The sequence below is a fragment of the Clostridium sp. KNHs216 genome (assembly GCF_006714885.1).
GTDB lineage: Bacteria > Bacillota > Clostridia > Oscillospirales > Acutalibacteraceae > Caproiciproducens.
In genome coordinates, this window is sequence record NZ_VFMF01000001.1 from 3664774 (window position 1) to 3679284 (window position 14511).

The 14511-nt window shown below is 54.2% G+C and carries 16 protein-coding genes; 12 read left to right on the forward strand and 4 right to left on the reverse strand.

Annotated elements, in window-relative coordinates; all coding sequences use genetic code 11:
- Positions 1-358 precede the first annotated feature (358 nt).
- The 3 genes from LY85_RS17590 to LY85_RS17600 form a co-directional block, all read right to left on the reverse strand.
- Positions 359-1153, reverse strand: coding sequence for an ABC transporter ATP-binding protein (locus tag LY85_RS17590; protein ID WP_038323404.1), 795 nt, complete (start codon positions 1151-1153; stop codon positions 359-361).
- Positions 1150-2124 carry an ABC transporter permease gene (locus LY85_RS17595; protein ID WP_141827689.1) on the reverse strand — a complete coding sequence of 325 codons (975 nt, stop codon included), beginning with the start codon at positions 2122-2124 and terminating at the stop codon, positions 1150-1152. The genes LY85_RS17590 and LY85_RS17595 overlap by 4 nt, the downstream gene beginning before the upstream one ends.
- A 73-nt stretch (positions 2125-2197) precedes the next feature.
- Entirely contained in the window at positions 2198-3235 is a 1038-nt protein-coding gene (locus LY85_RS17600; RefSeq protein ID WP_141827690.1) for an ABC transporter substrate-binding protein, read from the reverse strand.
- Between the two features lie 377 nt (positions 3236-3612).
- Here LY85_RS17600 and LY85_RS17605 point away from each other — a divergent pair, with 377 nt between their 5' ends.
- From LY85_RS17605 to LY85_RS19385, 11 genes are all read left to right on the forward strand, one after another.
- Entirely contained in the window at positions 3613-4500 is an 888-nt protein-coding gene (locus tag LY85_RS17605; protein ID WP_038323407.1) for a phosphate ABC transporter substrate-binding protein, read from the forward strand.
- Positions 4497-5855 carry a phosphate ABC transporter permease subunit PstC gene (gene pstC, locus LY85_RS17610; protein WP_243122604.1) on the forward strand — a complete coding sequence of 453 codons (1359 nt, stop codon included), beginning with the start codon at positions 4497-4499 and terminating at the stop codon, positions 5853-5855. Before LY85_RS17605 ends, pstC begins: the two co-directional genes overlap by 4 nt.
- A complete protein-coding gene (gene pstA / locus LY85_RS17615) occupies positions 5845-6717 on the forward strand; it encodes a phosphate ABC transporter permease PstA (RefSeq protein ID WP_141827691.1) in 873 nt (290 codons plus the stop codon). The genes pstC and pstA overlap by 11 nt, the downstream gene beginning before the upstream one ends.
- Positions 6718-6730: 13 nt before the next feature.
- Entirely contained in the window at positions 6731-7486 is a 756-nt protein-coding gene (pstB, locus tag LY85_RS17620; RefSeq protein ID WP_038323411.1) for a phosphate ABC transporter ATP-binding protein PstB, read from the forward strand.
- 72 nt (positions 7487-7558) lie between these two features.
- Entirely contained in the window at positions 7559-8224 is a 666-nt protein-coding gene (gene phoU, locus LY85_RS17625; protein WP_141827692.1) for a phosphate signaling complex protein PhoU, read from the forward strand.
- A gap of 11 nt (positions 8225-8235) precedes the next feature.
- On the forward strand, positions 8236-8931 hold the full coding sequence (locus LY85_RS17630) for a response regulator transcription factor (RefSeq protein WP_038323413.1): 696 nt from the start codon (positions 8236-8238) through the stop codon (positions 8929-8931).
- A gap of 27 nt (positions 8932-8958) precedes the next feature.
- Entirely contained in the window at positions 8959-10692 is a 1734-nt protein-coding gene (locus LY85_RS17635; protein WP_141827693.1) for an ATP-binding protein, read from the forward strand.
- Positions 10693-10833: 141 nt separating this feature from the next.
- Positions 10834-12168, forward strand: a complete 1335-nt coding sequence (locus LY85_RS17640; RefSeq protein WP_141827694.1) for an FAD-dependent oxidoreductase — start codon at positions 10834-10836, stop codon at positions 12166-12168.
- Positions 12161-13045, forward strand: a complete 885-nt coding sequence (locus tag LY85_RS17645; protein ID WP_141827695.1) for a tocopherol cyclase family protein — start codon at positions 12161-12163, stop codon at positions 13043-13045. Before LY85_RS17640 ends, LY85_RS17645 begins: the two co-directional genes overlap by 8 nt.
- A gap of 66 nt (positions 13046-13111) precedes the next feature.
- Positions 13112-13246, forward strand: coding sequence for a hypothetical protein (locus LY85_RS19725; RefSeq protein WP_275716845.1), 135 nt, complete (start codon positions 13112-13114; stop codon positions 13244-13246).
- Between the two features lie 12 nt (positions 13247-13258).
- Entirely contained in the window at positions 13259-13411 is a 153-nt protein-coding gene (locus LY85_RS19385) for a hypothetical protein (RefSeq protein ID WP_170949883.1), read from the forward strand.
- Between the two features lie 140 nt (positions 13412-13551).
- Here LY85_RS19385 and LY85_RS17650 read toward each other — a convergent pair whose 3' ends face one another.
- Positions 13552-13722, reverse strand: a complete 171-nt coding sequence (locus LY85_RS17650; RefSeq protein WP_243122605.1) for a hypothetical protein — start codon at positions 13720-13722, stop codon at positions 13552-13554.
- 326 nt (positions 13723-14048) lie between these two features.
- On the opposite strand from LY85_RS17650, the gene ndk reads away from it, so the two are divergent.
- Entirely contained in the window at positions 14049-14453 is a 405-nt protein-coding gene (gene ndk / locus LY85_RS17655; protein WP_141827697.1) for a nucleoside-diphosphate kinase, read from the forward strand.
- Positions 14454-14511: the final 58 nt, after the last annotated feature.

Consider the following 14511-nt stretch of genomic DNA (forward strand, 5'->3'; position numbering starts at 1 on the left):
TTTTACCTTATTAGCACGCTAAAGTAAAGGGGTATTTTAAAATTTGGGGATATTGTACGAAGGATGACCGGAAATCCCGCTTTCTTTCACCGCGATATGGACAAAACATACCGATTGAAAAAGAACAAAGGCACAGAAAGAGCGCGGCAAAAAAACTGCCGCGCACAAGAATGTCCCAAAACTGGCAGGTTTCGATGAATCATTCAAAAAGCAAGTGCAGACCGAACGAGCCTCCCTTTGTGAGGGAGGTGGCGCGCTCGGCGCGTCGGAAGGAGTACCCCGTCAGGCTTCTATGAAACTCCCTCAGTCAGGCGTTGCGGCTTTCAACAGCCTGAAGCACGGCGGGTTCTTAAGTGAGCTATGACAGGAGCATTCTGTCGTTATCCATGGTGTCTCCGCTCACGGTCTCGAATTTTTCAAGCAGGTCTTTTACCTGCAGGCTTTTCTTTTCCTGACCCTTGATATCGAAAATAATTCTGCCTTCATGCATCATGATCAGGCGGTTGCCCAGACGGATGGCGTCTTTCATGTTATGTGTGACCATCAGTGTGGTCAGGCTGTCCCGGCTGACCATCTCGTCGGTCAGTTCCAGCACCTTGCGCGCGGTTTTGGGGTCCAGCGCCGCGGTATGCTCATCCAAAAGCAGAAGCTTCGGCTTCTGAAGCGTAGCCATCAGCAGGGTCAGAGCCTGGCGCTGACCGCCGGACAACAGCCCCACCTTGCTGGAAAGCCTGGTTTCCAGCCCGAGCTCCAGCGTTTCCAGTTTTTCTTTATAGATGGCCCGTTCGCCTTTTTTGATTCCCCAACCCAAACCGCGTTTCTTTCCTCTGCGGTACGCCATGGCCAGATTTTCCTCAATGCCCATGTCCGCGGCGGTGCCCATCATCGGGTCTTGAAACACGCGGCCCAGAAGCTTTGCCCGGCGGTATTCGGGCTGCTTAGTCAAGTCGATGTCGTCCAGCAAAATCTGCCCGCCGTCACAGGGGAAAACGCCCGCGATCAGGTTCAGCAGCGTGGATTTTCCGGCGCCGTTTCCGCCGATGACCGTAATGAAATCACCGGTCTCAATGGTCAGATTCAAATCGACCAACGCTTTTTTCTCGTTGATGGTGTTGGCATTGAAGGTCTTGCTCACATTTGTCAGTTGAATCATCTTGTTTCCCCTCCGTTCGCGGCAGATGCTTTTTTGCCTTTCCTGAAGCGGCTGAAGAAACTCTTCCATTTTTCCACCAGATTATTAAAAAAGGCGGGGAACTTCCGTTTTACAACCGGAATGGCCAGAGCCACCGCAACCATGACCGCTGTGAGAAGCTTCAGGTCCGTGGATTTCAGGCCGAACCACAGTACAAGGGCGATAATCACGCGATAGATCACGGAGCCGACGACTGCCGAAATCAGTTTGTAGGCGAATGAGAAGCGGTTGCCCATCAGAACCTCGCCGATGATGACGGATGCAAGGCCGATCATGATGGTGCCGGTGCCCATGCCGACATCCGCGTACCCCTGGCTCTGCGCCACCGTCGCGCCGGACAGCGCGACAAGGCCGTTGCTCAGTACCAGTCCCAGGATTTTTGTCTTGTCGGTATTGACGCCCAGCGCGCGGACCATGTATTCGTTGTTGCCGGTCGCGCGGATTGAGCATCCGATCTCCGTACCGAAGAACCAGTACAGGAACAGGATCACCGCGGCGGTGAAAATCAGGCCGATCGTCAGCGAAATCATGTTCACGCTGAGCACCGGATACAGCCCGGAAACCGTGGTGATGATGGTGGAGATGCCGAGAAGGGGAATGTTCGCCTGTCCCATGATGCGGATATTGATGGAGTAGAGGGCGATCATGGTCAGAATCCCCGCCAGGATCCCCGGAATCTCCAGTTTGGTGTGTAAAAAGCCGGTGATAAAGCCGCAGGCCATACCGGCGGCCAAAGCAAATAAAAGCGAGAGGAAAGGATTCATTCCGTGAGAAATCAGAATCGCCGTGACTGCGCCGCCGGTGGCAAAGCTGCCGTCAACCGTCAGATCGGCAAAATCCAGTACCTTGAAGGTGATGTAAACGCCCAGCGTCATAATGCTCCATAGAACACCCTGCGCCGCCGCGCCCTGCATTGCCTGTAATAGACCCATTGTAAATTCTCCTTAACGCAACATGAGCGATAGGGGATTTCCCCCTATCGCCGTGCTATTCTGTTTTTGGTGTTTATTTGCTGGCAGTGCTTGCGGCCCCCGCCTTATCCAGCAGCTCCTGCGGGATGGTCACGCCGATCTTTTCGGCGACCTCTTTGTTGATGGTCAGGTCGCAGTTGGTGGAATACTCAATCGGCATATCCGCCGGTTTTGCGCCGTCCTTCAGAATTTTCACCGCCTGTTTCGCGGTAAGCAGTCCGAGGTCGTAGTAATTGATGCCGTATGTAGCAAGTCCGCCGTTGTCCACCATGCCGGATTCGCCCACGATGATCGGCAGCTTCGCGGGCTGCGCAACCATGGAAACCGTCGCCATGCCGGCGGCGATCATATTGTCCGTCGGAGCGTAGATCGCGTCGACCTTACTGACCAGCGACTGGACCACCTGCTGAATCTCGTTGGAATTGGAAACCGTCGCTTCCACCGCTTCCAGCCCGAGTTCGGCAGCGCTCTTCTTCGCGATGTCCACCTGGAATTTGGAGTTGGTTTCACTGGAGCAGTAGAGCATCGCAACCTTCTTCGCGTTCGGCAGCAGCTGTTTCAACAGCTTCATCTGCTCGGCCACCGGGGTCAGGTCGGAGGTGCCCGTTACGTTTCCGCCCGGCTTCTCATTGGAAGCGACGAGCTTCGCGTCCGCGGGGTCGGTCACCGCAGTTACCAGAACCGGAATGTCCTTGGTCGTGTTTGCGACTGCCTGAGCGGCCGGGGTCGCGATCGCAAGGATCAGGTCGGATTTGTCGTTGACCAGCTTGCTTGCTATGGTCTGGCAGTTCGGCTGCTCGCCCTGCGCATTCTGATAGTCCAGCGTAATGTTCTTCCCGTCAACATAGCCTGCTTCTGCAAGCCCGTCGACAAAGCCCTTATACGCCGCGTCCAGCGCGGGATGCTCCACAAGCTGTACAATGCCGATTTTCAGTTTCTTTTCAGCCGCTCCGGAAGCCGCCTGCGAACCGGCCGCCGGGCCTGCGGCAGAAGAAGCGGAAGTACTGGAAGTACAAGCCGTCGCGGAAAGCGCAATCACCCCGGCCAACAGCAATGCGAGTGTTTTTTTCATGAAATACCCATCCTCTCGCCTATTTCAAATTTTATTGCTTTAAAGCTATAAATACTTTATCGCTTTAAATTGATTTATTAATTTTACAATATTTTTTTCGGTTCGTCAATCTTTAATTTCACAAAATATGCCGGCGGGTTATGGTAAATTGATCAAAATCATTCCCGATGGCTGAAAAACGCTTCTGATTAATAATATAGAGGGAGAAAAAGAGGAGAAAATATAGTTTGAAAAATGAATTTCAAAGCGGATTATAGTCGGCATATTTATTTAAATTCAATCTAAACTAAGCTTAACAGGGATTTAACATTGAATTCGTAAAATGGCAATGTGTTAAAGAAACCGAAAAACATAATTTTGTAGGAGGACTGTCCAAAATGAAGAAAATCATATCTGCTGTTTTAACAGCTGCGATTCTGGGGTCTGTATTTGTGGGGTGTAGTTCGGAAGTTGAAGGAACTTCTTCCGCCGCTTCCGCCGCAGATACATCCAATACAGCGGTATCCGAGAGCGGGTCGTCTGCCACGGAGCAGTTGAGCGGCAAGCTGACACTCAACGGTTCCACTTCCATGGCAAAGGTCTGCCAGGCTCTGGGCGAAGCTTTCCAGGCGAAATACCCCGACGTAACGGTTGAAAAAAGCGGAACCGGTTCCGGTGACGCGGCAAAGGCGGTCAGCGCGGGTACGGCCCTGATCGGCGACCTTTCCAGAAAAATGAAGGACGAAGAGAAACCGGAAGATTATGAAATCGTACAGATCGCCATCGACGGTATCGCCATTGCGGTCAATAAGGACAACAAGGTGAACGGTCTTACATCCGAACAGATTTCCAAAATCTTCACAGGCGAAATTACAAACTGGAAAGATGTCGGCGGCGACGACGCCAAAATCACAGTGCTCGGACGTGAAGCGGCAAGCGGCACGCGCGACGGCTTTGAAAGCATCTTCAAGGTAGAGAAAAAGTGCAAATACGCCGCGGAGCTTTCCTCCACCGGTGAAGTAGTCACCAAAGTAGGCAGCGACAAGGGTGCAATCGGCTACGTTTCCCTCGACTCGGTAAACGATACCGTAAAAGCGGTCGATGTCGACGGCGTCAAAGCAAATGAAGAAAATATTGTAAACGGAAGCTATAAAGCGCAGAGACCTTTCATCGAAATCTACAAAAAGGGCACCGACAGCGATCTTGTGAAGGCATGGTTTGAGTTCATCAAATCGAGCGAAGGACAGGATGTTATTAAGAAAGCTGGACTGGTACTGGCAAAATGAGCATAGCGATGGACAGCGCGGAGAACGCGCTGAAAAACAAAAAAAAGAATAGTGTGAAAAAAGGCCTGGCAATTTTGTTAGGCCTTATTTCCGTCCTTGCGTTTTTTCTTCCGTACATTCAGTTTGTCTTTAAAAATACAACATATGTCCTCAGCGCTTTCCAGCTGGCGACGGTGCGAGGGATGCGCGTACAGGGGGCGGAACTCAGCGGTCTTGTCACGATCCCGCTCCTGACCAGAATTTCGGTGATTGCCGGGGTGCTTCTTCCGGCCGCTGGAATCCTTTTGCTTCTGCTTAAAAAACCGGTGATGGCCGGAACGGCGTTTGTGCTGTCTGCGGTTACTCCCCTGATTGTCCTGATTACCACCTCCAGCATCCAGACGGCGGTCACGCAGCTGAACATCAGCAAAATTTCGATTTCCTACCTCTGGCCGTCCATTTATGTGCTGGTCGGCGGAATCGTGTGCGCGGTCCTGTCCCTGTGGACGCAGGGAACGGAAAAGCTTGCGGAATCCATTTTTCTGGTCTTTTCCTGTGTGTCCGTCGGCTCGGTCGTCCTCATTACCGTGTACATTTTCGCCGCGGGTTCTCCCGCCGTTCTGCAGATCGGCCTGGGGCAGTTCCTGTTCGGCAGGGAGTGGAACGCGGAGGCGAACATCTTCGGCATCCTGCCGCTGATTCTCTCCTCCATTGCGGGGACGGTGGGGGCCATCCTGCTGGGGGTCCCCGTCGGAATTCTGACGGCTGTTTTCCTTGCGGAAACGGCGAAGCCACAGCTTGCCCGTCTGGTCCACCCGGCGATAGAGCTGCTCGCCGGAATCCCGTCCGTTATCTACGGCTTTTTCGGGATGCTGGTCATTGTTCCGGCTATCCGCGATTTTCCGCCGTTCCGGAACAACACCATCGGCGACAGCCTGCTGGCGTCGATCCTGATCCTTGCGATCATGGTGCTTCCCACCATCGTCAGCGTAACGGAGACCTCGTTAAAAGCGGTGCCTGAGGCTTACCGGGAGGCGTCCCTCGCGCTGGGCGCAACGCCCGTCGCGACAATTTTTAAGGTCAGTATCCCGGCTGCCCGGTCCGGAATCCTCGCGGGCGTTATTCTGGGCGTCGGCCGCGCGATCGGCGAGACGATGGCGGTCATTATGGTGGCGGGCAACGTCGCCAACATGCCGTCCCTTCTGGGAACGGTGCGTTTCCTGACGACCGGTATCGCCATGGAGATGAGCTATGCCTCCGGTCTGCACCGTCAGGCGCTTTTTGCCATCGGACTGGTGCTGTTTGTGTTTATCATGATTGTCAATATCAGCTTTACCTATATTTCAAGGAAGGGAGTGCAGATGGATGCCGAGTAGCTCTCTTTACGGAAAACGGAAGCGACCCTTCGATACCTTCCTGAAGGTGCTGATCAATACCGCCGCGGCGGTCACGGTGATCGTGCTTCTGGGGATTATTTTCTACATCCTGGCCAACGGGGTCTCCTATCTTTCGTGGAAATTCATTTCCACCCCTTATTCGGAAACGAATGACGACTTAAAGGGCATTCTGCCCATGATTATCAACACCATGTATATTGTGGTCATCACTCTGCTGATTTCCGCCCCCATCGGCATTTCCTCGGCAATTTATCTGACACAGTATGCAAAGCAGGGCAGACTGGTCAAAGCGATCCGCTTTACCACGGAGATTCTTTCGGGTATCCCGTCCATTATCTTCGGTTTGTTCGGCTATACGGTCTTCTGTATCCTGTTCCGCCTGCAGACGTCGCTTCTGGCCGGATGCCTTACCATGACCCTGTGCATTCTGCCGACGATCATCCGCACGACGGAGGAGTCGCTCCTGTCCGTCCCGGGCAGCTATAAAGAGGGCGCTCTGGCCCTCGGCGCCGGAAAGCTGCGCGTCGTGATGGGGATTGTGCTTCCCTGCGCCATGCCCGGCGTACTGACCGCCGTGATTCTCGCGATGGGAAGAATCGTGGGCGAAAGCGCGGCCCTTCTGTTTACCTCGGGATTGTCCTATAATATGCCGAAGGGATTTGTCCAGCAGATCTTTGCAAGTGGCCGCACGCTGACCCTGCACCTTTACCAGACCGCGCGGGAGGCCAACTCGCCCGACGCCATGCACATCGCGTTTGCCACGGCGTCCGTGCTGCTGATTCTGGTTTTTTTACTCAACCGGCTTGCGGCGCTGCTCTCCAGGACTCTCAGGAAAGGATAAGAAGAAAAAGAATATGGAAACGAAGATATCAATTCAGGACTTAAATTTGTTTTACGGAGATTTCCAGGCTCTGAAAAGCGTCAATATGGAAATCCCGCGCAATAAAGTAACGGCTTTTATCGGACCCTCCGGCTGCGGAAAATCCACCTGCCTGAAAACGATCAACCGGATGAACGATCTGATTGAAAACTGCAAAATTACGGGAAAGGTAACGATCGACGGCGAGGATATCTACGACCCCCGCACCGACGTTACCCTGCTGCGCAAGCGCGCCGGCATGGTGTTCCAGAAGCCGAACCCGTTCCCCATGACACTGTACGACAACATTGCCTACGGCCCGCGTGTTCACGGGATTAAAAATAAACAGAAGCTCGATGAAATCGTGGAGCAGTCGCTCAGAAGTGCGGCGCTCTGGGAGGAAGTCAAGGACCGGCTCAGAAAATCCGCGCTCGGCCTTTCGGGCGGACAGCAGCAGCGCCTGTGCATTGCGCGCGCGCTGGCCGTGGAGCCGGACATTATTCTGATGGATGAGCCGACCAGCGCGCTGGACCCGATTTCCACCCTGAAAATCGAGGACTTGATGGACGACCTGCGCGCCAGGTATACTGTGATTATTGTGACGCACAATATGCAGCAGGCCGCGCGTATCGCGGACATGACCGCGTTTTTCCTTTTGGGGGAAATTGTGGAATACACCGATACGCTTTCCATGTTCAACAATCCGAAGGATGAGCGCACGGAGCGCTATATTACGGGACGTTTCGGCTGATTTTGGAGCCGGAAAAGTCAGTTGCCTATAGCTATTTCAGAAAGGAAATTGTATAATAAAGGAGGAAATATCATGCCGAGAAAAATCTTTGACCGGGAGCTTGCCAGTCTGATCACACAGATGACCGATATGGGCAACACGGTCAATCAGCGCATAGAGGACACGATTGCCGCCCTGCGCACCATGGACCTGGAAAAAGCCGCGGAGGTTGCGAACGGCGACAATGAAATTGACCGGCTCGAGCACAATATCGAGAAAATGTGCATGAACCTGATTGCGATGCAGCAGCCGATCGCCACGGACCTGCGGGTGATTGCGGCCTGCCTGAAAATCCTGACGGATATTGAACGCGAGGCCGACCAGTGCGCGGATATCTGCGATATACTCACCATCGGGGAGCTGAACACCAACAGCCTGGCCATCACGCACGTGGTGCAGATGCTGGAGGCGGCGCACGACATGTTCCGCCGCGCAATGGACGTTTTCCTCAGCCGCAACGTGGAAGCGGCTCAGGCGGTCTGCGAAAGCGACGATATCGTCGACGGAATGTTCTCGAAAATCATACTGGAGGTCTGCGGCATCATTACCCAGAATCCGCAGAACGTGATGCGCGAGGTTGACCTTCTCTTCATTTCAAAATATATTGAACGCATGGGCGACCACGCCACCAATATTGCCGAATGGGTCATTTATATGGAAACCGGGATGCATCCCGACCTGAATACCAAAGAAAGCTAAAGGAGGACCACATGGCTCTGATTTATATTGCGGACGACGAGCTGAATATCCGTAAGCTGGTTTCTTTCGGGCTGAAGGACAGCGGGTTTGAAACCGCGGAATTTCCGGACGGGACCCAGCTGATGAACGCTGTCCGGCAGAAGGTGCCGGACGCAATCATCCTGGACTGGATGATGCCGCAGCCGGACGGCCTTGCCGTCTGCCGCATGCTGCGGGAAAACGAGAGTACGCGCGCCGTACCGGTGCTGATGCTTACGGCGAGGGGCGAAGAAATCGACCGCGTGCTGGGGCTGGAAATCGGCGCGGATGATTATATAGTGAAACCGTTCAGCATCAAAGAGCTCTGCGCCCGCGTGCGCGCGGTTCTGCGCAGGGCGGCGCGGCAGGACAATGCGGCGGATCAGGTGCTGACCAGCGGCGACCTAACCGTGGATATTACCCGGCACAGCGTGACCAAAGGGGATGCCGCGATCGAACTGACCGTGAAGGAATTCGACCTGCTTGTCATGCTGATGAAAAACAGCGGCAAGGTACTTACCCGCGACACCCTTCTGGATAAGGTGTGGGGGATCGAGTATTACGGCGATACCAGAACGGTGGACGTCCACGTGCGCTACCTGCGCCAGAAAATAGAGAATAATCCCGACGACCCGGCCTATATTCAGACGGTGCGCGGGGTAGGATATAAATTCAGCGGACAGAATTAATCTGAATGAATCGGAGGCGGCGCGGCTATGAAAAGGAAGTTGATGCTCAGCAATGCAGTCATTATCGTGCTCGGATTTATCGCAGCTTTTTTGCTTGCCGCGCTTCAGATCCAGCGGCAGTATCAGACTGAATTCACCCGGCGGCTCGACACCGCGCTGAGCATCCTTTCCACGCAGCTCGAAGAGATCGAGCGCGACCCCGAGACCGCCGCGACCAATGTCGGTGTCGAGCTGGAAAAAACCGGCCAGGAAATGCGCATCAGCATCATTGGTCTGGACGGCAAGGTGACCGGCGACAGCGCCAGGGAAGAGATCAATCAGAACCACAGCAGCCGGCCGGAGATCCTTCAGGCGCGGAAAAACGGCCGGGGATACGATACGCGCATCAGCGCCAGCCTGAACCAGCGCTATTATTACGAGGCCGTCTATATTAAGGACCGCTTCTTTATCCGCGCCGCGCTTCCCACCGCGGACCTCGACAGGGTCCTGTACCGGCTGTGGATGGTCGCCGCGCTCAGCATGCTTCTGGGCATCGCTATTGTCTGCGTTGTGACCGGCGTTCTTGTTTACCGCACGACGGAACCGCTCAAGCAGCTGACCGACGCGGCGAGGGAAATCTCCGGCGGCGATTATTCGAGCCGTGTGACGGGGAGTTACAAGGATGAAGTAGGGGAGCTTGCCCGTTCCTTCAACATGATGGCGCAGAGCACCGAGACAGCCGTTTCCCAGCTGGTCAGCAAACAGAATCAGCTGGAGGGCGTGCTTCAGGGCATGGACGACGGAGTGCTCGCGGTCAACGCCGAAAATGAAATCCTGTTTTTGAACCAGAGCGCGCGCCGCCTTCTGGAAAAGCAGAGCCTTGCCGAAAAAGGAAAGCTGGAAGGCAGTCTGCTGATTGGAAAAATCGCAAATATGATGAAGCGTGCCATTGAGAATTCGTCAGCCGGAAAAGAGACGGTGCTGGGCGGGCCCAATGAAAAGCAGTTTACCGTTTATGTCTCTCCCATAGCGGGGCCGCAGGAGCAGTCCGCTCTCGCCGTCATCACCGACGTCACGCGGATGCACAAGCTGGAGCAGATGCGAAGCGAGTTCGTGGCGAATGTCACCCACGAGCTGAAAACGCCGCTGACTTCCATCCGCGGCAGTATCGAGCTTTTAAAAAGCGCGGACAGGGACGAGGAGACCCGCCGCTATTTCTACGACGTACTGGATATAGAAGCCGAACGGCTGCACCGGCTGATCGACGATATGCTGGCGCTGTCGCAGATTGAAAATGCGAAGGAGGACCCCTCCATGCGCCGGTGCAGTGTCCGCAACGAGCTGGAGCAGTGCATTGAGCGGCTTGAGCCTCTGGCGGAAAAAAGCCGGATCAGTCTTACGCTGGACGCCGACAGCACGCTGTTTGTCGCCTGTTCCCCGACCCGGCTTCAGCAGATGTTCGGCAATCTGATCGAAAACGGAATCAAATACAACAGGTCCGGCGGCAGCGTCTCCGTTACGGCGCGCCGCCAGCGTCAGATGGCGATCATCCGGGTGAAGGATACCGGGATCGGCATCGCGCCGGAGCATTTTGACCGGCTGTTTGAGCGTTTCTACCGCGTGGACGCCAGCCGCTCGCGGGAAATCGGGGGAACCGGTCTGGGACTGTCGATCGTCAAGCACCTTGCCGCGCTTTACGGCGGAGAGGTCGGCGTGGAAAGCGAAGTCGGAAAGGGCAGCACCTTTATCGTCCGTCTGCCTCTTGCGCTGAACGAGGGATAACAGTTTTTGTCCTATTATCTTTTAGAAATAGAATATCTGAGAGCGGGAGTATTCCTCCCCATTCAAAAAAGCCGCCGGAACAGGCGGCTTCTTTGCATATTGTTTTTCTTTTAGTAAACCTTAATGGCGGAGGGATCTGAAATGAAATCAATATGGAGCGAAAGCTGCAGTTTTCCAAAAAGAGATTCACTGAAAAACGATATCGTGGTCGATACCGCGGTGATTGGGGCGGGCATGGCCGGACTTCTGACCGCGTACCTTCTGCAGAAGGAAGGACGAAACGTCGCTGTACTGGAAGCAGATCAGGTCGCAGGCGGCGTGACCAGAAACACAACGGCAAAGATCACCTCACAGCATGATCTGATTTATGACAGTATGATCCGGGACTTCGGGGAAGAATCCGCAAGGCAGTATGCCGTTGCCAACCAGAAGGCGATCGGCGAGTTTGAGAAGATCATTACGGAGAACGGCATTGACTGCGAGTTTGAAACAAAACCCGCCTTTCTCTATTCCCTCGACAGGGAAGAGGAGCTGATGTCCGAGGCACAGGCGGCGGAGAAACTGGGCATCGACGCGGAGTTTACAACGGAAACCGACCTGCCGTTTCCGGTTCCGGCGGCGGTGAAATTCAACGGTCAGGCCCAGTTCCATCCCCTGAAATTTCTGAAATCCATCTCAGCGGACCTTACGGTTTATGAAAACACCCGGGCGCTGATCGTCCGCGACGATTCCATTATTACCAACCGGGGCAGGGTGACGGCGGATCAGATCGTCGTTGCCACGCATTTCCCGATCGTCAATGTTCCCGGCTGGTACTTTGCGCGGATGCATCAGGAGCGCTCCTATGTTATCGCGCTGAAAAATGCGGGCCGGCTCGAGGGAATGTATATCGACGCGGACCCGGACGGCTATTCGTTCCGCACCTACGGGGAGTATGTCCTTCTGGGCGGGGCCGGGCACCGTACGGGCAAGCATCCGGGGACGGGCTGCTATGAAAAGCTCCGCAGCGCAGCCAGACAGTTTTTTCCGCAAAGCGAAGAGGTCTGCCACTGGTCCGCGCAGGACTGCATGACGTGGGACAATCTTCCCTATATCGGCCGCTACGCTTCGTCCACCCCGAACCTGTATGTTGCGACAGGCTTTCAAAAATGGGGAATGACGACCTCCATGGCCTCCGCCATGATCCTTACGGATATGATCTGCGGACGGAGGAACGGGGAAGCGGAAGTCTTTTCTCCCCAGCGCTTCCACGCGGCGGCGTCCGCGAAAAATATGCTGGCCGACTTCGGAACCTCCGCCGTGGAGCTGACAGCCGGTCTGTTTTCCCCGCCGAAACGGAAATGTACGCACCTGGGCTGCCGCCTGCACTGGAATCCGGAGGAGGAAACGTGGGACTGTCCCTGCCATGGGTCAAGATTCACCGCACAGGGAGAGCTGATCGGCGATCCCGCGTTAAGAGGGATCAAGCATGACTGATTACCACGCCCTTCACAAAACCCGTTCCTTCTTCGAGGGATGGTATTTCAAGCACCAAAACGCGGACGGCGCCGTCGCCTTTATCCCGGGAGTCAGCTTCAGCCCGCAGGGGGAAAAAAGAGCCTTCCTTCAGGTGATTACCCGGGAAGGCTCTTTTCAGCTGGATTATCCGTATTCCGCGTTCCGCGTCTGCCGGAAACGGTTTTCCGTACGCATCGGTAAAAATATTTTTACCAAAAAGGGTGTTCATATTGATCTGGCCGGCCCGGACATCCGCTGTACGGGGGATATCCGGTACGGTCCGCTTACGCCGATTGCGTCGGACATTATGGGTCCGTTTCGTTTTGTTCCTTTTATGGAGTGCAATCACGGCGTCATCAGCATGAAGCATCCCCTGACGGGTTCCATGATCCTGAACGGCGAAAAAATCGATTTTGGCGGGGGCGACGGATACATTGAAAAGGATTGGGGAACTTCGTTTCCCGCAAGCTATCTCTGGGTGCAGTGCAACCGTTTTCCCGATCCTTCCTGCAGCGTAATGGTTTCCATTGCCAGGATTCCGTTCGGCCTGTTTCGTTTTCAGGGATGCATTGCCGTTGTCTGCTTTCAGGGCAAAGAATACCGCTTTGCCACCTACTGCGGCGTCAAAATACTTCGCTGTGCGGAGCAGGGATTTCTTCTGAAGCAGGGGAAATATCTGCTGGAAGCGGACATCCTCTCCCAGCCCGCCCACAAGCTGTTTGCGCCGCAGTCGGGCGAAATGTCCCGGATCGTCCGTGAAAATATGTCCTCCCGTGTACGGTTCCGCCTGTATGAGGACAATGCGCTTCTCTTTGACCTGACCGGCAGGGACGCGGGGTACGAGTATGTAAAATAGCGCCCTCTTAAAACTGAATAAGGTATTTCCCCGTGCACATAATAACGGCAAAGGGAGGTGGATGCATTGCCGAAGGACAGCCAGCCGGACAACAAGGAAAGCCGGGTGAAAAAGGCGAACGGACAGACGCCGATTACCCGGGAAAATCAGAATCAAAATAAAAACGCCAAAAAACAGTCCATCAAAAACAACGACGTTTAAGGGGGAAGAATCTTGGCAAAAGCAGGGATGAGACGGCCGGACCCGAAGGAACCGCACGGAACGGAAAGCAACCATAAGACGCATATCCCGAAAAATGATGTTCAGCCCGTTCCGGAGCTTCAGGGAAAAGCAAAGCGTACCAAAGAGAAAGCCCCGCCCATGTAGCGGGTAATTCAATATGTAGACCGGGCGAGGTTTGGGCCTCGCCCTAACAGGGTATATATCCATGCACAAGGCACGTTTTTATAAAGATGATAAATGCCCCGCCGCTAATATCTTCTCCGCGCACAGCGGAGATATGACTGTTAATATTTGTTTATCAGGCCCTGCACATAATCCTGCATTTCCTGTTTGGACTGGATCGCGTGCGTCTGCTGGACAATGTCCTCCTGCCTCTGTTGAGGAAGAGCTGAAAAATATTCCATTGCCTGCGCGTTTTGGGCGAGCGCCATGCCAAAACCCAGCGGAAGCTCCACTGTTATCACCTCCCGGATTAGTGTTTGCCCGGCGCGTCGAATCATTCAGCAAATTTACGTGATAGCAGCTTGAAAATTGATTGATAAAAATAATGACAGCATTTCCGGTTGATTCTGCAACAAGGTTGCGTTCCTCCCCCTCCTTCGGAGGGGGAGGAACGTGTTTTGTCTTGCAGACTGAAATGGGAATGCTGTGATTGGCGGACCTTTCCGTAGACGGAAGAAACAGGAAAAGAAAAATCCGTTTCCATGAAAACTTTCGGAAATTATGATATACTGAATCAAAGATCAGTGGAATCAATCAATGCCGACAGGAGGATGAAACGATGGAAAGAACCTGTATTTTACTGAAGCCGGATGCGCTGAAACGCCGGCTGGCGGGCAGAATTATTTCAAGGATTGAAGACAAGGGATACATAATTGCGGATGCCAGAATGCTGCAGCTGGACGAGGCTGTTTTACGGGAGCACTATTCCCATCTTGCAGACCAGCCTTTTTTTCTCGACATCGTCAGATACATGGTATCCGGTCCCGTGCTCGCCATGATTGTGGAGGGGGAAAACGTCGTTGAGGGAACGCGCAAAATCATCGGCGCCACCCGCTTTGAGGACGCGGCCGCCGGAACCATCCGCGGCGATTATGCCTTCAGCACCCGGCAGAACCTGATTCACGGCTCGGATTCGGCAGAAAGCGCGGAAATTGAAATCAGGCGGTTTTTTGCCCGGCAGTGAATGCCTGACGTCCGTCCATACCGTTTTTCCGCGAGAAAATCAGGCGATAAAAAAGCGG